Origin of the sequence: Myroides pelagicus (assembly GCF_009711055.1) — a bacterium.
GTDB lineage: Bacteria > Bacteroidota > Bacteroidia > Flavobacteriales > Flavobacteriaceae > Flavobacterium > Flavobacterium pelagicum.
Window position 1 is genome coordinate 37423 of record NZ_WMJY01000018.1, and the last position, 18599, is coordinate 56021.

The window sequence follows — 18599 nt, forward strand, 5'->3', positions numbered from 1 at the left end:
ATACACAATAGACCCTAAATTCTATAACTTAGTTCACTACTTATTCTAGTTACTTATATCTTTACAAAAAAAAAGTATGATTTCTTCTTACCGCATAATCAGTTGTCGATATTTCTTCTTTAATGATTTTGACGGAATTACTATATACCCATTTATAATTCTAAAAAATAAAGAGAGTAGAAACAATACTACACTAATACAACACGAATGTATTCACCTTAGACAACAATTGGAGCTCTTAATCCTTCCTTTCTATTTTTGGTATATAGGTGAGTTTCTTTGGCATTGGGTGATGACAAGAAATACTCGATTAGCTTATAAAAGCATCAGCTTTGAAAGAGAAGCCTACACACATGAAAACACAATTGATTATTTAGATAAACGCAAAGCTTATTCTTTCTTAAAACACTTATAGCAGTAACTTGGCAACAAATATTGTTATCCATTCATTGCTACATGTCTATCAAACTTTCCTTCAATCAGTTCAATAGAGAGAATATGACTACCGAAATACGCTCCTCCTTCATAACTAAATTCAACATTTTGATGACCAGTAAAACAAAGTGACAACAAATTTAAATCACTCAAAAACTGCTGTTCGGACAATCTCTCAATTCCTCGACTATACACAAGATATAACTCTTCTGCAATATGCTTTTTAGCTTGACTGTCGTACTGTTCTAACTGAACCAACAATTGATTCACTTCTCTTAGTACTTCCTCTGTTTCTTCAACAGAACAATACATACAAATATTAATCTCTTGTTGACCAAAACAATAATCCATTTCTAAAATATCCTCATCATAGTCAGAACCTCTAAAATCTTTCAAACCTACTTTCATCTAACTATTATTCAATACTTTATCCAAAACACTAATTAATTCCTCTGGAGAAATAAACTGCTGCATAAACTCCTCTAAACTTCCCTCATTGCTAATTTCCATAAAAAACTCTTCGTGATCAGTTCCGAATACGGTTGGGTTGTCTGGACTAGGGTCTTCTAAACAAATATAATAATGGTCTGGAAAACCATAACTATAAAATACTTGTACCATTGTGGGCTGTTTTACACCTACTACCTCTTCTATCACACTGAGATCAACCGATGTACCATCACTAAAATCTACATTCCACTCTTGGTAATCTGCCGATCCTTCCAAGTAAGGTGTAAAAAGCTGTCCTGACCAAAACATTTGTCCTCTTCCTTCTTCGGTTAATTCATAATAGTGAGCAATCAGTTTTTGATAAAAAATTGCCCTATCTGTGTTTAACAAAGTTTGATTAGCTTCAATATATTCTTCGATACCATAGATTGGCTCTTCTTCCCCTGCTGCTCCCCAAGGAGTATCTTCTGATCTAGGATAAAGAACAGTATTAAAGGATATCGACTGAATATCGTCTAATAAACTATTGCCATTTACACGACTTACATCTCCACCTAAAGTGCGTATTGTATTTAATATTTCTTTTTTCATTATCTTCTATTTACGCAAATATATCTTTATTTACATGAAGCTATGACTAATATTCCCCATATAAACGAAAAACTACTAATGACCAGTCCTAAAAAAATAAGGGACATGAATAAGAATTCATACCCCTTTATACTATATGTCCAAACTAAAATTGCTTTTTATAATCTTCAATTTCTTCTACTGTCTTAATTAGGTCAGGCCCTAATACTTTATAACCTGATGAAGTAATTTGAATATCGTCCTCAATGCGAATCCCTCCAAAATGAGCAAACTGTCTCACCTTTTCATAATTAATAAACTCTTCGTATTTTTTCTCTGCTCCCCACATTTCTATTAACTCAGGGATAAAGTAAATACCTGGTTCTACCGTGATTACATGCCCTGCTTTCAATTCTTTACCTAAGCGAAGTGACTTCATGCCAAACTGTGTCTTATTCTTTGGATCTGCTACAGTATACCCCACATATTGTTCTCCTAGATCTTCCATATCATGCACATCTAATCCCATCATATGCCCTAGACCACATTGAAAGAACATCGTATGTGCATGATTAGCCACTGCATCTTGAGCATTTCCCTTCATAAATCCTAAATCTATAAGTCCTTGTGCTAATAGTTCACAGGCTATTAAGTGTACGTCTTTATATCTTACTCCTTCTTTTAAAGCTGATTTTGCTCCTTCAAAGGAGTTCAAAACCACGTTGTACAAATCGCGTTGTTCTGGAGTAAATGTTTTATCTACTGGAAAAGTACGTGTCAAATCAGAGGCATACCCCATTGGAGTTTCACAACCCGAATCATTTAACAACAAACGCCCTGAAGTCAAGGTATTCATCTTGTAGTGATTGTGTAATATACCCCCATTAATAGTTACAATGGAAGGGTACGCTAACTCACAGTTATTACTTCCTGCGATATGCTGAATAGCACTAACGACCTCATACTCTTTGACGCCAGGCTTTGCCATTCGCATAGCCATCAAATGCATCTGATTCGTTACCTCTAATGCCTTTTCTATCTCTACTATTTCCTGTGCTTCTTTTATCTCTCGTTGTTTGACAATAGCCTCAATCATAGCCACAGAAGGCTTTAATTGGTCAATAGGTAATTGTACTAGCTTACTTAGCTGTATTTTATTACTTGACTGATAAGGAGGCAAATAGTGTATCTGTCTTTTTGCATTGAGCACGCCTTTTACATAGTTGCCTAATTCGTCTTTTGATCGAACTTCTACTACACCTGCTTTATCACATTTCTCTTTTAGCGTTTCTTGTCGCCCCATCCATACAATAGCATCAATAGACATTTCATCGCCAAAAATGATTGTTTTATTCTCATCTAAATCAATTACTGCTGCTAAATAAGGCTGTTGGATACCAAAATAATACAGAAAAGTACTATCCTGTCTAAAGCGGTAAGTATTATCCTCAAAATTTACAGGGTTTTCAATATTTCCTAAAAATAACAATAGCCCCTTAGTCTCTATATTTTTAACTAAAGTCGCTCTTCGTTGAATGTATGTATCTCTACTAAACATAGTTTTGGTTTTTTAAAGTTTTCTAAGTTAACAACTTTAACGAATACGATAAGGTCTAAAGCCTAAAAATTGTAAAAACAACTCTTTTTTACTTTTCAAAAAACACACGCACATCTTGATAGATATTATGCTTTGCTGAAATACTCAACAAAAATTGAGTAAAGTCATTTCTAAACAGATACCGCTTGGTTGATTTCTCTAATAAAATATTCTTCAACAAATCAACAAATTGATTCATACGATCTGTGTTTGCCGTCAAATAGATATATTGAACCAACATATACTCATACTCCTTATTCGTTAAATAAGGTAGCTCAAATAAACGATGTAAATGAATCTCAACATTATGTCTCCATTCCTTGTCATCTTTAATATTATTAATTGACAAAGCAAAACGTTCAATATAGGCATCTACATATACTCCTAGTTTCTTACTATAATGTGACACGCGCTGATCAAAGGCATACAATGTATCTAAAAAAGCAGCAAAAATCTTATAAGCAATCGGCTTATTGATGTTAGCTATCATAAACTTCTCTACAGGCTCCAGAGCAATCGTGAGTAAATCTAGTATTTGCTTAATCTTGACTGCCTCTAATGTCTTTCTCTTGCCCGCTACAGAGGCTATCACTTCCTCTGTAGTCTCCTTTACTTGCTCAGCTGTATAGGTAATCTCTTGCTTGCCGTAAGTCAATAAGAACTGTTTTTCTAATGATTTATTCTTCTTGAAAACTCCCTTCATCCAGTTAATCAAAACTTCTGGTTCTAACTGTAGCAATAAAGCCTCACTCTCACTTAGTTTGCGTTTCTTATTCTTCGTCGATTTTGCCTTTATTTTACTTCCGTCAATCTCGTTATTTATGGCTAAAACGACCGCTATTTTATGTAGACAAACTTCTTCAGAAGAAGTACAATCACATGTCATCGCTTCTATTTTATCTCCATGCAATACTACACTTACGTCAAAACTATAAGTCTCATCATCAACAAAAGCGATATAACGCCCTGCTGATTCCTTCTCCAATTCGCGAACAGGAAACTTATTAGCCTTTGTAATATCTTGTTTACGCTGTTTCTTTATTAAATCTTGAATTTGCATATATTCTAGTACTAAAAGAGATTATCCACAAATCTACTCTTCCTTTCAAAGATAAAAAAATACGCCATGTATTAATTAACCCTCAAAGCAAGTAGTCCATAGCCACCATCAAAACAAAAAAGGTTAGTAGTCGCCTACTAACCCTTCAATTATAAAAACATAAACAATTATCCTTCTACTGCTATATCTTTTTCGAATCTTCCATTTACTAAAGAAATACACACGATCTGCTCTCCAAAAATCTCCTCATTTCCTTCATAAGTAAACTCCGCTTCTCCATCTCCTGTAAAATATAGCGACACTAAATTAAAGTCTGCAGCAAACTCCTCTTGGGAAATACTGTGTTTTTTCGAATAAGTCTTAAACAATTTATCAGTTATCAACTGAATTCCTTTCTTGTTTAACTCCGTTAAGTGTTCCATCGTTTGATTGACATCAACCAATATTTCTTCTAAATTGTCATCTGCATTGAATATACTTAAGATTACCGGAAATTCATTAATCTCAATAATTCTCTCTAGTGTCTGTTCGTCATATTCAGAAGGAACAAAGTGTTCAGCTGTTAACTTCATAATAGTCTATTTATTTATTCGCTCAAAAGTACATATTCTATTTTTTCACACAAAACAATAACTGAATCAACATTCAACTATCCTACACTTTTTTACCATATCGCTCTACTACAAACAAATTAGTAGATTATCCACTATTCGTAAAATCTACTACTATTTAATGTACCTTTATTAAAATTCTAAAAATGAAAAAATTAATTATCTTCAGTTTACTATTTGTCAGTACACTTTTTGCTTCGTGTAACACTAGTTCGAATCACTATTGGATAGACAACCCTACCGACGCACCCATCACAATCTATATCGATGATACCGTGTATGATATACCCGCTATGACCAAAATAGACATTGACTTAGAGTATGGTAAACACCAACTAAAGTACAATGGACAAGAACTCACTTTTCACAATGGTGGACGAACCAATAAAGGACAAGCTATCATTAATCCTACACAAAGTACTTATGTATTTATGGCTCATCAGTTTATCAATCAAAATGACGAAAGAGCTACTGATAAATTCGTAGAATGGGCACTCAAAACACAAAGCGACTCCCTTCGTCTAAAAATAAACGATACGATCACTACTTTATTTGTGCCATTCAAAGCTACAAATCAATTGTTCCTTTCTAAAAGTGATTACAATTGGGATTACAACATAGAAGAGCCCATGCCAGAAGGAATTACTTTATCTAATCCAATCGTAACTAGACAAAATCGCTCTTTGCTAAATGACCCAAATTACCAAGCTGGTAAATTCCAAGAGACGCTATTTAAACTTTATAGAGAACAAGAATTCAAAGATTTCATAAAACAATACAGTGATGAGAAAATAGAGTTCTTACTTGAGAAAACACCTTATGCAGAACTGCCAAAACGAAAAATAACATTAACCAAATTAAAGGATATTACTGATGCAGAATACCAACAAAAACTAGAGGGACAAGTCAAGCTGTTTGACCAATGGCTAGATCTAAACGGTAGCCAATCGGCTGAGGGGTTCAAAGAAGTGCTCCTTTCGCAAGAATTAAACACTATAAAAGCCGACTTTTTAAAAAAATACCCGAAGAATTACTCCTTTAATCAAGCTACTAATGAGTTTAACACACAAAAACAACCTTTTATGCAATATCAACTTAATATCATTGACGATAAACAGTAGCATAGCGAAAGTCATAATCATCTACCTGACTTGTACAGGATTGCATATAGTCAACCTTAGCTAACAATGACTAGATAAAAGATACAGCAAAAAAGTCCGCAAAGAGCATCGGGCTCCTTGCGGACTTTTAGTATTTGCTAAGACTTATATCAAGTCTTCTCTATATTTAGATTAAAATTTATGCGATTCTAGATTCTCATCCTCATCAAAGATAACTACTGCATGTCCACTAGGCGCATCATAAGGCGCTTTTTCGAGTACCGATGGATTCGTTGGATATGTACCATTAGCATAGACTAGAGACTTCCATTCTCCCTCAGACTTTACAGTTAATACTCTCCAAGTATTCTCTAAAGTTGGTTCTGCAAAAATAGCTCCTTGCATTACAGTAAACTTCGTGATCAGCTGATACTCTGCATTGAGTAATAAAACAGTACATCCGCCTGTCCCACAAAAGTAAGGGCCAGATAAACGAACAAAAAATTCCTTTGCCCCGTCATTATTTAAATCAATAGCATAAAACTGAAATTGACGGTCTGCCTCCGTCAAAAGAGGTAACTCTTCTGCAGAAAGCAAACTTGAAGTAATATACTCTCCAATAGCTTTTTCTGTTGCATCCTCTTTTATCTCTTGTACCTCAACAGATGGAGTAGTCTCTTCTTTCTTTTCTTGTTTGCATCCTACCAAGGCTAAAGCCCCAAATAAGATAACTAAATACGGTAACTTTTTCATACGTGTCTATTATTATACCTACAAAGATGAAGAAAGTCTACGAAAAAACAAGAAATAACCACTTATTTACAAAAGAGTACAGCAACCCAACATTCACTCACCTTTCTTAATACCGTGAAGGCGGATGACACGAGCTACTCCTCTATGGTATTGCCCCTCTGCTAAATTAACTTCTTGTACATCTAATTGTATAAAATCAAAGTCTAAAAAATCTACTTTTAGCTGTTCTACAGTATATAGTAAATCAATATTAGTAGGTCCTCCGACCTCTGGATTATCTTTTTGCTTGTGAATGTGCTCCTGCTCAAAAGCCTCCAAAATAACTCGTCCCCCATTTTTGATTAATGCACTCAATTGTCGATGATACGCTTGTCTTTTTTCCTTTGGAAAATGAGCATAAATCAAAGCAATCGCATCAAATATTTCCTTTTCCAATTGCAAACCATCCATTGTACTAACAGCATAGTTAAGCGTTACTTGGTTTGCTTTTGCTAATTGCATCGCCTTCCTTTTAGCTTCTTCACTTTGATCAAATGCTTCTACCTTCCACCCACACTGAGCCGCATATACAGCATTGCGTCCTTCACCTTCTGCTACCATTAATATTCTCCCTGGAGATTCTGCAACCCGATCGAGTACCTCCTTAAAAAACGCATTAGGCACTTTGCCGTATGCATAGTCTTCTTCAGCATATCGCTCTTCCCAAAATGCTTTCATACTACTTACTTCTGATGCTTAATTACATTGCCTACACTACCTCCATTTACTACCTGCTGATAGCCATTTTGATTCAATACGCGCTTTGCCTGTCCACTGCGCATTCCACTTCGACAAAACACAATTATCTTACTCTCTTTATTCAACTTACTCAGCTTATTACTCAACTGATCTACTGGAATATTAATAGCCCCTTTTGCTGTACCTGACTTATACTCGCCGATTGTACGCACATCAACTAATACAGCTCCTGACTTTAAATAAGTAGCTAAATCGTTCCCTTCTTTGGATCCAAATATCTTTTTTAAAAATGTAAACATAGTTCTTGTTGTTTGATAACCTCAAAAGTAAAACATCCCACTAATCTACACTGTAACCTATGTTACCTTAACCCAAAACAACGGAATATACGTAGCCACATCTTCACAACACATTAGCTATTCAATAGCAAAAATAGAACAGCAACTAAATAGTACATACACCCTATTGCTTGCTAAAATAAATCACTGTAAGTTTAAAGCTGAGTACCAGTCTATCGCATATTAATCAATCCATTGTAACTTTACAAACCTAAAAAGGCATTTGTAATTATTTGATTTGTATAGCTATCTTTCTTTAATTCAGGCTTAAATGGGTATTTTTTACAAATCGCAAAACGCACCTATAAATCAGTCCAAAAAGTCAGTTCGACAACTACCGAACTAGAGATAATCCCTATAAAAACAATACTTCAACAGTGATTAGACAAGCTTTGTTCAAATCTTCTTCGGAAGAAGTGCCAAAAATAGAGAGTTTTACCGAACACGACTCGAAGAAGTATCGAACAAGGTCTAGTAAACACTGGGGTAAACGATAATTTTAACAGCTTTCGAAATAAAATATTAGGATAAAATGCGAAATTTAAACCCTGATAAGAATGATATTTTTTAACTTCAATACAGAACTGTATTTTTGCTTTGATTTGTATAATTTATAAGTTTTTTAAAATAAATTAAAACACTGATATACAGCAAATATACAAATATTTTTCAAACCTTTCTGATTCTACTCAATGCGTTACTTCTCACAAGATTTTATCTATTAATCGGCATCAAGTTATTTTAGTATTTCACTGACTATTATTTTCTATGCTCTTTTAATTTACTGGACTTTACCCTTCCGCATCAATACATGGTACCACCATTGCTAATGCACCTCAATTCAATCGCCTCTATAGAAACCTTAACAACTACAGGAACACACGTAGTATAAACAAAAAAAAACTACTTCCCCCTATAAACAACTAAATAAAGTATGTACTAATCAATTTTATACAATTTTCAAACATTTTTACATACCTAAGTGTTCTATATATCATTTTTTTTTACATTTGTAATACCTAAGAATCTTAAGTATGAAAAAGCAACAACAATTGTATAAAGGAAGTCTCAATGCCATCATCATGAAACTTCTAGATCAAAACGGTAGAATGTACGGATATGAAATCACTCAGAAAGTAAAAGAAGTTACCGAGGGTGAGATGAGTCTAACAGAAGGAGCCCTATATCCCGCCCTCCACAAGCTAGAAGCTGACGGTTTTTTGGACGTAGAGCTAGAACGCGTAGATGGACGCGTGCGCAAGTACTACAAACTAACTGAATCAGGTATAAAGGAGACTACCACCAAAATGGAAGAATTAGAAAGCTTCATTAGAAACATGCAAAATATTGTCAATCTAAAATTGACATAAGAACAAAACCAACCTACACGATAAGCTATGAAAACACTATCAACCAATCAAGTAAAACAAATAGAAGATTTTTTAATTACTCAGTACAACATCAAATATCAAGACACACGTGATGAGGTAATAGATCACATAGCTTGTGAGATAGAGGAATTGATGACTAGTGGATATGAATACCGAACTGCCTTTCAAGTTACTTTTGATAAATGGAATAAACACTTACGTCCACATTCATGGATTAGATATAATGATATACCAACGTACTTAGCAAGACAATGGTTTAAGCGAGATATAATGAGTGTGCTTTTAGCTATGACAATTGGTTTAGGTTTTCCTTATTTATTTAAAGACCTTATAGAGAAGTATAGTTTAGCTAACATAATTGGAGGTTCTATTTGCTTAGCTAATATTTTATTAGGAGCCTTTCTTTTGACTAGTTACTTTGGAAGTAAAGGATATAGAGTTAATCAATTAAAAAAAGACACTATCGGCTGTGCTGCTATCAGTTTATTTTTTTATACAATGTTCATAGGAAATTTCACCTATAAACTGTTGCCTCTACCTGTTATAATGATGCTTTATCAAATTTACTACATCGCTGAAATTAGAAAAACAAAGTCTTATAAGCCCCTCTAAAACTATTGCTATGAAAACACTATCTACTGATCAAATACAAGCCCTTCATGCTTTTGTAAAGAAGCACTATGTCGAATATTACGATGTAGAAATAGAATTAGTAGATCACTTAGCTAATGATATTGAAAATCAATGGATCGAAGACGAAACTCTAAGCTTTGATACTGCACTTGAACGCGCTTTTAAAAAGTTTGGTATTTTTGGCTTTTCAGATTTAGTAAGTATCAAAGAGCAAAACCTACAAAACCACTATTTTAAATTAGTTGGAAAAGAAATATACCATTTCTTTCATTGGCCAAAGATAATGCTAACTGCTGCTATATTCTACATTCTACTATTAGTCATACGATACGCATCTATTTATATCGATCTTGAAAGCCTTTATGTGATTACACTATGGACAGTTATCATAGGATCATTTGCTTTTATGATATCACTAGCTTTGCGCATTAAAAAAGAGAATAAAGCTACGCACAAAAAGTGGCTCATCAACCGTGTTCAGCTCTCGATTATTTCTACTCCAATCATTTTATTTCAGGCTTTTCTTGGCTTTATGAGTCGAGTAGCCAAACAATCTGATTGGCTTTGTGCTGGATTATTACTCATCTTAGGACTATGGGTATATACTACTTACTTTGTAGTGTTACCGATTATTAAAAGAGAGAAACAACAAACATTAAATAAATTAATTAATTTGTAATCAACCTCTAACACCAAACACTATGATTACCATCATCACTAAACTAATTACACAACTTATCCAATGGATAATTGCATTTTTTTAATATTAAATTGCCCATTTTCACCAATGGGCAATTCTTTTTTTAACAGTGAACAACTTTAAGATACAAGGTTTTCAAATCAACTAAAAATAACTTACATTAGCACTCATTATAAATTATATTAATTAGATAACAACACAATGAAACAAGTAACTTTAAATCACATACATGAAGGTTTAGGGGCTAAGATGGTTCCTTTTGCAGGTTTTTCAATGCCTGTGCAATATGAAGGTGTAAATGCTGAACACGAAACAGTAAGAAATGGTGTAGGTGTATTTGATGTATCTCACATGGGGATCTTCAAAATATCAGGACCTAATGCTTTAAGTTTAATTCAAAAAGTTACTTCTAACGATGCTTCTACTTTAGTAGATGGAAAAGCACAATACTGCTATTTTCCGAACGCAACAGGCGGAGTTATCGATGATATCATCACTTATAAAGTAAATGAAAACGAATACTTGATGGTCGTTAATGCTTCTAATATAGAAAAAGACTGGAACTGGATTAGTTCTCATAACGATATGAATGCTACTTTAGAAAACCTTTCTGATGGGTACTCTATCTTAGCTATTCAAGGACCTAAAGCTATTGAAGCTATGCAAAGCTTGACAGCTGTAAACTTAGCAGATATTAAATTCTACAACTTTGTTATCGATACGTTTGCTGGTGTTGAGGATGTAGTTATCTCTGCTACTGGATATACAGGTTCAGGAGGATTTGAGGTTTACGTAAAAAATGAAGATGTAGAAACAGTATGGAATAAAGTGTTTGAAGCAGGAGCTAACTGGGGTATCAAACCAATCGGATTAGCTGCTCGTGATACTTTACGTCTTGAGATGGGATACTGCCTATATGGAAACGAGCTAAACGATGAAACTTCTCCATTAGAAGCTGGTTTAGGATGGGTAACTAAATTCACTAAAGACTTCATCAACTCAGATAACTTAAAAGCAGAGAAAGAAGCAGGTATCAAAAATAGATTAGTAGGTTTTGAACTTATCGGTAAAGGTATTCCAAGACACGACTATGAAATCGTTGATGCAGAAGGAAATGTAATTGGTAAAGTAACTTCAGGTACACAATCACCTTCATTAGGAAAAGGAATAGGTATGGGATTTGTTCCTGTAGCTCTTGCAGCAGAAGGAAGCCAAATATATATCAGAATTAGAAAGAACGATGTTGAGGCAAAAGTGATAAAAACACCTTTTTACAAAAAATAAGACAATACAAATGGGAGTTTAAAAATAAGCTCCCATTTTTTTTATGATATATTTGAATAATACTATATTTTTGCAAATATAAAATTAAGTAACAATTATTATGGGAAGAGCGTTTGAATTTAGAAAAGGACGTAAGCTAAAACGTTGGTCTGCTATGGCAAAAACGTTTACAAGAATCGGTAAGGACATTGTAATGGCTGTAAAAGAAGGTGGACCTAATCCCGAGTCGAATTCACGTCTACGCGCTGTAATACAAAATGCTAAGGCGGCAAATATGCCTAAAGACAATGTAGAACGTGCGATTAAACGTGCTACGGATAAAGATACTGAAAATTATAAAGAGGTAATCTTCGAAGGGTATGGCCCACACGGTATTGCTTTCCTTATAGAAACAGCAACAGACAACAACAATAGAACAGTGGCTAATATCAGAAGCTACTTCAACAAATGCAATGGTACTTTAGGTACACAAGGATCTGTTGAGTTTATGTTCGATCATACTTGTAACTTTAGAATTCCAGCAGACAAGAGCAGAGACTTAGAAGAGTTTGAATTGGAACTAATCGACTTCGGTATTGATGAAATATTTGAAGATGAAGATGGAGAAGGTGTAATGATTTATGCTCCTTTCGAAAGCTTTGGAGCTATTCAAAAAGAACTTGAGGGTAGAGGAATTGAAATCTTGTCTTCTGGTTTTGATAGAATTCCACAAGTAACGAAAGAACTTTCAGAAGCAGAACAAGCAGACGTTGATAAACTTTTAGAAAAAATCGAGGAAGACGACGACGTACAAAACGTCTTTACAACAATGGCGTAACAACTTTCTTTTAATCATACAAAAGGCATTACTGTATAGTGATGCCTTTTTGCTTTTTTTTAGTTCACTTGAAACTTCTTTGGTGGGTAACCAAAGTGCTTTTTAAATGCCTTTGAAAAAGCTACAGCTGTAGAGTATCCTAAATCATATGCAATCTCAGTGATAGAGTGACTCCCCTCTTCAAGCATCTCTATCGCTACTGCCATTCGCTTTTGTTGCCCATACTCAAACAAACCGTAATTATATAGATATTTAAATCCTCTCTTGAGTTTATGTTCATTGATAAAGAACTGCTTAGCTAGCTCCTCTGTAGTTGGAAACTCTTTATAATGAGTATCGATATACTCCTTCACTTGTTGCAACACCTGCTTATCTTCTTCTATCAACTTGACAGAGTACATAACCTTTGCACAAGCCTCTTTTCCTTTGGTGTGTTGATCAAATAAAATAGATAAAATCTCTAAGACTTTACTTTTGACATAAATCTCCTTAATGATTCCCTGATAACAACAAGTCTTAATTGCATTGAGCAACACTAACACCTCTTGTGAGATTTTTACGTTCTTAAACATAGTATAGGTCTCATTGCGTTGTATCGCTTTAGTAAATTCAGATATACGTTCATCTTGCTGACTCCATTCATCAAAGAAAGTTAACGGAAGATAAATATCTAGATGTTCATAGACACACTCCTTTTCAAAGCTTACTGTAGCTTTAGACCCCGATTCGATATATCGCAGATAACTGTGAAAAGGTAAGTACTTATTCGGTTTACCGTTCAAAACATCTTTGACTATATGTTTTCCAAAGAAAAAACTCAACTCTATATAATCTGTTTCTTCAAAATTATAATGCAATGTATAATCACTTGAATACTTCAAACAATACTGTCGTATTAGCATATCCACACTATCATATATATAGTGTGTCGTAAAGTCTCCTTCATCAGTTGTCATTTCTTTCTTATTTATCTTCTGTGATGAATCAGTCTTACTTTCAATTTCAAAAAAGTCACTAATGTGATTACTTACTTCCATTTTTTATTCATAGAATTCTAAAGTGCTATTTTTTTATCCCATTTGGCTAAGCTTATAGGTAACGTAGCTTATACTTTTGTCTGCGAATTCAAATTTATTCAATCTAAATTAATTAAATAATGAAAACACGATATTTATTTAAAGTTTGGCAAAAAACACTATTTGGAGGGCTACTACTCACATCAATGATTAGTTTTGCTCAAGATAAAAGTGGAGTAAAAGGAACTATTGTTAGTCATATCAACGAAAGACTTGTTGGGGCAAGTGTACAATTGAATAATAATCAGTATCTATCAATTGCTGATGAACAAGGAAAATATCATATTGATAATGTAAAAGCAGGAAAATATCTGATTACCATTCAATACAAAAATGCAATTGTCAAAGATAGTATCATTATTACCCCAAATGAACAGGTCCTTAAAGACTTCATGATTTATGATGATAGTAACGAGACTTTAGATGCAGTCGTAATCAATACCAATAAGAATATACGCTCTTCTTCTTCCCTTCGTACAGCAGCCAATTTACTAAAGGTTCCACAAAGTATACAAGTTATTGATAGAGGTCTTATGGACGATCAAATTAGTATGACCATTAGTGATGCTATTGCACAAAATGTTAGTGGTGTCCGCTCTGTCCTTCATCAAGAACAAGCTAGTGCAGGTATTTATGTACGTGGATACTCCGCAAGTAACTTAAGAAATGGTATGGATATCTCTGGAGCATTTGGTCCATTAAGAGAAGACAACACATTCATCGAAAGAGTAGAGTTCGTCAAAGGTCCTGCAGGCTTCATGATGGGTAATACACAACCTGGTGGGTTCTATAATATTGTAACTAAGAAACCAAAAGGAACAAATAAAAAAACAGTAAAAGTAACATTAGGTAGTTTTAACCTCTATCGTGCAGAAGTAGATATCGACACAAAGTTATCTAAAGATGACAAACTTCTTTTCCGCTTAAATAGTATGGCTACAAAGTCAGACTCCTATCTGTTATACAACAAAAACAATTACTTATCCTTTGCTCCTTCCCTAAAATACAATATCAACGAAAATACAAATGTAACTTTTGAATACATCTTTAATTCAAATGAGTTCGAAGGAGGTTTTGCAAAATACGCTTATTCAAAAAAAGGATTCAAAGACCTACCTAGAAAGTTTACCTTTAGTGATCCAATTATTGACCCGACAACAATAAAAGAACACAATGTATTCATTAACTTAGATCACCGCATAAACGAAAACTGGAACCTGACTACTAAATTAGGTTATGTAACTGCAACGATGGAAGGCGAAAGTTTATACCCAATATATAACTCTATTGACGATGCTGGTAATGTAAAAAGAAACCTTTCAATCAACGACGCCTTAAATACATCTAAACTAGGCCAAGTATATATGAATGGTACATTTGACCTAGCAAAAGGAGTTAAAAGCAATATCCTTTTTGGACTAGATATGGGGCAAAAAGAACATATCGCAGACTGGTCTGTAGTGAGAGATGAGACAGGAGCCGTAGCACAAGTCGGAGATTTATTCAATATATATAATCCAGTATATGGGAACCTAAAAAAATCAGATATTCCAGTATACGATCGCTCTCGCTCTTTACGCGAACGCTCAGCTGGAAATATCAACGAATACAGTTATACTTCTTTATATGTTCAGGATGAAATTATCTTGTTAGAAGATAAACTTCGCTTAGGATTAGGTGTTCGTTATACCTCAACAGAAAAAACTTCCCGTGCGATCAATGGGGATGCTGAGAAAAACCAAGCATATACACCGCGTTTTAGTGTGAATTATAACTTTTCACCTTCATTGACAGCCTATGCTTTATATGATCAAAGTTTCCAAGAGCAATTAGGCCGCCTTGAAAACAACGAATCAGCTGATCCGTCTAAAGGAACAAATATAGAGTTCGGAATCAAAAAAACATGGTTTAACAAAAAACTTTATACTTCATTAGCTCTTTATCAAATTGATAAAACAAATATCTTGACTCCACTTAATCCTGATATGAATAGCGATATTATGGTACAAAGTGGAAAAGCACGTTCAAAAGGAGTAGAATTTGATCTAAATGGGCAATTAACCGAAGGGTTAAACCTTACCATGAACTACGCTTATACAGATGCGAAAATTACAGAAGATAATAATCCTGCTAAGAAAGGAATGCTGTTGCCTGGTACTGCAAAACACAGTACGAATGCTTGGTTAACCTATAGAATACCAACAGGTAAAATGGAAGGACTAGGATTCTCATTGGGGTATCAATACCAAAAAGATCGTTCACAAGCACCTGTACAAGCAAAAAAATACCTACCAGATGACTATTTTACTTTAGATGGAGGTATCTCGTATAAGAAAAATGGCTATGCCTTTAACCTTATTGTAAACAATATAACAGATCGCTACAACTATGTAGGGTATTTCCCAGGTGCGTGGGGCTATACACACTATGGATGGAGAGCTACTGTGCCACTATCGTTCAAGCTTAGTCTAGCCTATACATTCTAATGAATAACTATTTTAATATTTAACTCAATCTCCTTAACTCTAGACAAAAACTAAGTTAAGGAGATTTTTCATTCTATTACTTAACTTTATTTATTCTAGTAAGACTAGTATTTTTACTATTTTTGCTCAAAAATAAACGATAAAGGTATGAAATGGCAAGGCCGCAGAGAAAGTAAAAACGTTACAGACAGCCGAGGCAAATCGGCAGCAGGAAAAACAGCACTAGGAGGAGGACTAGTTGGTATCATTGCGATGTTATTATACATCTTTGGAGGTGATACAGGAAAGCAGATTGCTCCAGTGATAGAGCAGTTAAATACAGGACAACAAACAGAACAAGTAGAAACCAGACAACTCTCGCAAGAAGAAATTGCTATGGGTAAAATGGTAGCCGTAATGTTTGCTGACACAGAAGATGTTTGGCATAAAGTATTTAGTGAAAATGGCTTACAATATCGCGAACCAAAAATGGAGTTATTTGACGACAACGTAAACACTAAATGTGGATCTGCAACAGCTGACGTAGGTCCTTTCTACTGTCCTGCTGATGAAACAGTTTATATGGACTTGCGATTTTTCGAAGAATTACACAACCGGTTTGGTGCCGAAAGAGGAAACTTCGCTATTGCCTATGTCATAGCACATGAAGTTGGACATCACGTACAAACCCTGTTAGGTACAAATGCCAAAGTACATCAAGCTCAACAAGGAATAAGTAAAAAAGAAGCTAATAAGCTTTCTGTTGGATTAGAGCTACAAGCTGACTTCTATGCAGGTCTCTGGACAAGATACAACCAAAAACACTTAGAACCAAAAGATATAGAAATCGCCATGAGTGCTGCTCAAGCTGTTGGAGATGATGCAATCCAAAAGAGAGTAAGTGGTCAAGTAAACCCTGATTCTTTTACCCATGGAACTTCTCAGCAACGCAAAGAGTGGTTTATGAAAGGTTATAATACCGGAGACATCAAACAAGGAAATACTTTCGACTATATTAGATAGTCTGAACGACATTAATCATACATAAAATTGGCAGTAGCCTAAACTTTCAATGAATAACTTAAACGACAAATTAAAACACATAAAAGAAAACGGTTATCTAATAGCTCCTTTCAATGTTATGGGTGAAGCTTTTAGCTATTACAAACGTACTGTATTACCCGTAATATCGTCTAGTTTATTTATCTTCTTTGCTGTGATGCTGATTGCTTCTACTGTAATTACCAACAACTTTGAACTAGATAAAGAAGATCCTGTTGTCATGCAAGAGCAACTAACAGCATTGATGAACGAATGGGTCGGTCTATTGGCTACACCGCCATACTTATACTACTACTTACTTGCTTCAGTAATAGCGACCGCATTGAGTAGTATAGTAATTGCAGGTTTTTTTAAGATGAATGCAGATGCGGCCATGGGTAGATACCCTCGTTTTTTAAGTGCTTTTAAATATTTTGTCAGTATTAAAGGTCTTTATGTATTTATAGCAGTAATTATTATTTCAAGCCTATTTACAATTATTTCAGTTCCGTTGCAGTTAATGGAATTAGGTATGGTTGCACTTGCCTTAAACTGGTTGATTCACACACTGACAATATTTACTATCCCCCTAATCATTTTTGGTGATAGTAAGCCACTAGCTGCTATAAAGAATAGTATTATGGTAGTAAATAAACAACCTATTCCAATCATACTTACTATAGTTTTAAATTACTTCCTATTAATGAGTAGTTTATTCTTATTTATAATTGGAATACTATTGTTCTTACCTTACTTGTTTTCAATCTATTTCACTTTGTACAGACAAGTTATAGGATACTTCCCAACAGAAGAGAAATAGTCGTTATAAACTATAACAAAAGGCTGAGACATTCATTGTCTCAGCCTTTTGTTATTTCATTATCCCAACCAGCCTTCGCGATCTAGACTTCTATATTGAATAGCTTCTCCGATATGATGCGCTAATATTGCTTCTTGACTATCTAAATCAGCAATTGTACGTGCAACTTTTAAGATTCGATCATAAGCCCGTGCAGATAGATTTAATCGTTGCATAGCTTGTTTTAAAAGTCCTAAGGACTGTTCATCTAATGAACAAAATTTTCTAATTAAAGGAGAAGTCATTTGAGCGTTGTAATGCCCCCAATAATACTTTACATTGTTCTATCTAGCGATACCATCCTCATAATCATACACTTATCAACTTCTATTGTAGATACTATCTGTTCAGATACAATCAATTTTCCAAGTGCTAAGGTCAAATCATAAAGCAGATTCTTCCTTTCTTTCTCATATTAGCAGGCGCTAGATTGACAGTAATTCGCTTGACGGGCAATTTATAACCTATATTTGTCAAAGCAGCTACTATTCGATAGCTACTTTCCTCAATAGCACTATCTGGCAAACCTACTAAGTGATAGCTAATACCTTTATCAATATGGACTTCTACAGTTACTGTCGTAGCCTCAATGCCAAATACGGCACTACCAAAAACTTTTGTTAACATACTCTGGCTATTTATAATAATATTTTCTTAAACCTGGAATATTCTTCAAAAAAA

The 18599-nt window shown here is 34.4% G+C and carries 19 protein-coding genes and 2 pseudogenes; 10 read left to right on the plus strand and 11 right to left on the minus strand.

Annotation, left to right across the window (positions count from 1 at the left end; genetic code table 11):
• Window positions 1-76: 76 nt before the first annotated feature.
• Entirely contained in the window at window positions 77-415 is a 339-nt protein-coding gene (locus GJV77_RS09045) for a hypothetical protein (RefSeq protein ID WP_155036045.1), read from the plus strand.
• Window positions 416-438: 23 nt separating this feature from the next.
• Here the strand turns inward: GJV77_RS09045 and GJV77_RS09050 are convergent, their stop codons facing one another.
• The 5 genes from GJV77_RS09050 to GJV77_RS09070 form a co-directional block, all read right to left on the minus strand.
• Complete coding sequence (locus GJV77_RS09050; RefSeq protein WP_155036046.1) at window positions 439-843, minus strand: DUF2262 domain-containing protein; 405 nt, start codon at window positions 841-843, stop codon at window positions 439-441.
• Window positions 844-1476, minus strand: a complete 633-nt coding sequence (locus GJV77_RS09055; protein WP_155036047.1) for a hypothetical protein — start codon at window positions 1474-1476, stop codon at window positions 844-846. It lies immediately after the preceding gene.
• Window positions 1477-1621: 145 nt separating this feature from the next.
• Window positions 1622-3013, minus strand: a complete 1392-nt coding sequence (locus GJV77_RS09060) for an aminopeptidase P family protein (protein ID WP_155036048.1) — start codon at window positions 3011-3013, stop codon at window positions 1622-1624.
• Between the two features lie 88 nt (window positions 3014-3101).
• Window positions 3102-4112: a hypothetical protein gene (locus tag GJV77_RS09065; RefSeq protein ID WP_155036049.1), complete on the minus strand. Its 1011-nt coding sequence runs from the start codon at window positions 4110-4112 to the stop codon at window positions 3102-3104.
• A 167-nt stretch (window positions 4113-4279) separates the two neighbouring features.
• Window positions 4280-4684, minus strand: coding sequence for a hypothetical protein (locus GJV77_RS09070; protein WP_155036050.1), 405 nt, complete (start codon window positions 4682-4684; stop codon window positions 4280-4282).
• A 185-nt stretch (window positions 4685-4869) separates the two neighbouring features.
• On the opposite strand from GJV77_RS09070, the gene GJV77_RS09075 reads away from it, so the two are divergent.
• Entirely contained in the window at window positions 4870-5844 is a 975-nt protein-coding gene (locus GJV77_RS09075; RefSeq protein WP_155036051.1) for a hypothetical protein, read from the plus strand.
• A 171-nt stretch (window positions 5845-6015) separates the two neighbouring features.
• On the opposite strand, the gene GJV77_RS09080 is transcribed toward GJV77_RS09075, so the two are convergent.
• The 3 genes from GJV77_RS09080 to GJV77_RS09090 all read right to left on the minus strand — a co-directional run bounded on the left by GJV77_RS09080 (window position 6016) and on the right by GJV77_RS09090 (window position 7613).
• Entirely contained in the window at window positions 6016-6576 is a 561-nt protein-coding gene (locus GJV77_RS09080; protein ID WP_155036052.1) for a hypothetical protein, read from the minus strand.
• Window positions 6577-6669: 93 nt separating this feature from the next.
• Window positions 6670-7293: a class I SAM-dependent methyltransferase gene (locus GJV77_RS09085; protein ID WP_155036053.1), complete on the minus strand. Its 624-nt coding sequence runs from the start codon at window positions 7291-7293 to the stop codon at window positions 6670-6672.
• A 5-nt stretch (window positions 7294-7298) separates the two neighbouring features.
• Window positions 7299-7613, minus strand: coding sequence for a rhodanese-like domain-containing protein (locus GJV77_RS09090; protein ID WP_155036054.1), 315 nt, complete (start codon window positions 7611-7613; stop codon window positions 7299-7301).
• Window positions 7614-8686: 1073 nt separating this feature from the next.
• Between GJV77_RS09090 and GJV77_RS09095 the strand changes: the two genes are divergently transcribed.
• The 5 genes from GJV77_RS09095 (at window position 8687) to GJV77_RS09115 (ending at window position 12477) form a co-directional block, all read left to right on the plus strand.
• Entirely contained in the window at window positions 8687-9022 is a 336-nt protein-coding gene (locus GJV77_RS09095; protein WP_155036055.1) for a PadR family transcriptional regulator, read from the plus strand.
• Window positions 9023-9049: 27 nt separating this feature from the next.
• Window positions 9050-9655 (plus strand): hypothetical protein, encoded by a 606-nt coding sequence (locus tag GJV77_RS09100; RefSeq protein WP_155036056.1) that lies wholly within the window; start codon window positions 9050-9052, stop codon window positions 9653-9655.
• A 10-nt stretch (window positions 9656-9665) separates the two neighbouring features.
• Window positions 9666-10355 (plus strand): hypothetical protein, encoded by a 690-nt coding sequence (locus GJV77_RS09105; protein WP_155036057.1) that lies wholly within the window; start codon window positions 9666-9668, stop codon window positions 10353-10355.
• A gap of 222 nt (window positions 10356-10577) precedes the next feature.
• On the plus strand, window positions 10578-11660 hold the full coding sequence (gene gcvT / locus GJV77_RS09110) for a glycine cleavage system aminomethyltransferase GcvT (RefSeq protein WP_155036058.1): 1083 nt from the start codon (window positions 10578-10580) through the stop codon (window positions 11658-11660).
• A gap of 100 nt (window positions 11661-11760) precedes the next feature.
• Window positions 11761-12477, plus strand: coding sequence for a YebC/PmpR family DNA-binding transcriptional regulator (locus tag GJV77_RS09115; RefSeq protein WP_155036059.1), 717 nt, complete (start codon window positions 11761-11763; stop codon window positions 12475-12477).
• A 59-nt stretch (window positions 12478-12536) separates the two neighbouring features.
• Here the strand turns inward: GJV77_RS09115 and GJV77_RS09120 are convergent, their stop codons facing one another.
• Window positions 12537-13514, minus strand: coding sequence for a helix-turn-helix domain-containing protein (locus GJV77_RS09120; protein ID WP_155036060.1), 978 nt, complete (start codon window positions 13512-13514; stop codon window positions 12537-12539).
• 119 nt (window positions 13515-13633) lie between these two features.
• On the opposite strand from GJV77_RS09120, the gene GJV77_RS09125 reads away from it, so the two are divergent.
• From GJV77_RS09125 to GJV77_RS09135, 3 genes are all read left to right on the plus strand, one after another.
• Window positions 13634-16039, plus strand: a complete 2406-nt coding sequence (locus GJV77_RS09125; protein ID WP_155036061.1) for a TonB-dependent siderophore receptor — start codon at window positions 13634-13636, stop codon at window positions 16037-16039.
• 147 nt (window positions 16040-16186) lie between these two features.
• A complete protein-coding gene (gene ypfJ, locus GJV77_RS09130; RefSeq protein ID WP_155036062.1) occupies window positions 16187-17041 on the plus strand; it encodes a KPN_02809 family neutral zinc metallopeptidase in 855 nt (284 codons plus the stop codon).
• 49 nt (window positions 17042-17090) lie between these two features.
• A complete protein-coding gene (locus tag GJV77_RS09135; protein ID WP_155036063.1) occupies window positions 17091-17879 on the plus strand; it encodes a hypothetical protein in 789 nt (262 codons plus the stop codon).
• Between the two features lie 59 nt (window positions 17880-17938).
• Here the strand turns inward: GJV77_RS09135 and GJV77_RS14910 are convergent.
• Both GJV77_RS14910 and GJV77_RS14915 read right to left on the minus strand, forming a co-directional pair.
• Window positions 17939-18178 (minus strand): annotated as a pseudogene (locus GJV77_RS14910) (magnesium chelatase subunit ChlI family protein); the annotation flags it as partial.
• Between the two features lie 17 nt (window positions 18179-18195).
• Window positions 18196-18545, minus strand: a pseudogene (locus tag GJV77_RS14915) (magnesium chelatase domain-containing protein); the annotation flags it as partial.
• Window positions 18546-18599 lie beyond the last annotated feature (54 nt).

Excerpts from the sequence above, each read along its gene's own strand:
- GJV77_RS09135 (WP_155036063.1), top strand. The coding sequence starts at position 17,091 with ATGAATAACTTAAACGACAAATTAAAACACATAAAAGAAAACGGTTAT.
- GJV77_RS09125 (WP_155036061.1), top strand. The coding sequence starts at position 13,634 with ATGAAAACACGATATTTATTTAAAGTTTGGCAAAAAACACTATTTGGA.
- GJV77_RS09080 (WP_155036052.1), bottom strand. The coding sequence starts at position 6,576 with ATGAAAAAGTTACCGTATTTAGTTATCTTATTTGGGGCTTTAGCCTTG.
- GJV77_RS09090 (WP_155036054.1), bottom strand. The coding sequence starts at position 7,613 with ATGTTTACATTTTTAAAAAAGATATTTGGATCCAAAGAAGGGAACGAT.
- GJV77_RS09085 (WP_155036053.1), bottom strand. The coding sequence starts at position 7,293 with ATGAAAGCATTTTGGGAAGAGCGATATGCTGAAGAAGACTATGCATAC.
- GJV77_RS09050 (WP_155036046.1), bottom strand. The coding sequence starts at position 843 with ATGAAAGTAGGTTTGAAAGATTTTAGAGGTTCTGACTATGATGAGGAT.
- GJV77_RS09105 (WP_155036057.1), top strand. The coding sequence starts at position 9,666 with ATGAAAACACTATCTACTGATCAAATACAAGCCCTTCATGCTTTTGTA.
- GJV77_RS09095 (WP_155036055.1), top strand. The coding sequence starts at position 8,687 with ATGAAAAAGCAACAACAATTGTATAAAGGAAGTCTCAATGCCATCATC.
- ypfJ (WP_155036062.1), top strand. The coding sequence starts at position 16,187 with ATGAAATGGCAAGGCCGCAGAGAAAGTAAAAACGTTACAGACAGCCGA.
- GJV77_RS09060 (WP_155036048.1), bottom strand. The coding sequence starts at position 3,013 with ATGTTTAGTAGAGATACATACATTCAACGAAGAGCGACTTTAGTTAAA.
- GJV77_RS09075 (WP_155036051.1), top strand. The coding sequence starts at position 4,870 with ATGAAAAAATTAATTATCTTCAGTTTACTATTTGTCAGTACACTTTTT.
- GJV77_RS09115 (WP_155036059.1), top strand. The coding sequence starts at position 11,761 with ATGGGAAGAGCGTTTGAATTTAGAAAAGGACGTAAGCTAAAACGTTGG.
- GJV77_RS09070 (WP_155036050.1), bottom strand. The coding sequence starts at position 4,684 with ATGAAGTTAACAGCTGAACACTTTGTTCCTTCTGAATATGACGAACAG.
- GJV77_RS09045 (WP_155036045.1), top strand. The coding sequence starts at position 77 with ATGATTTCTTCTTACCGCATAATCAGTTGTCGATATTTCTTCTTTAAT.
- GJV77_RS09120 (WP_155036060.1), bottom strand. The coding sequence starts at position 13,514 with ATGGAAGTAAGTAATCACATTAGTGACTTTTTTGAAATTGAAAGTAAG.
- GJV77_RS09100 (WP_155036056.1), top strand. The coding sequence starts at position 9,050 with ATGAAAACACTATCAACCAATCAAGTAAAACAAATAGAAGATTTTTTA.
- GJV77_RS09065 (WP_155036049.1), bottom strand. The coding sequence starts at position 4,112 with ATGCAAATTCAAGATTTAATAAAGAAACAGCGTAAACAAGATATTACA.
- gcvT (WP_155036058.1), top strand. The coding sequence starts at position 10,578 with ATGAAACAAGTAACTTTAAATCACATACATGAAGGTTTAGGGGCTAAG.
- GJV77_RS09055 (WP_155036047.1), bottom strand. The coding sequence starts at position 1,476 with ATGAAAAAAGAAATATTAAATACAATACGCACTTTAGGTGGAGATGTA.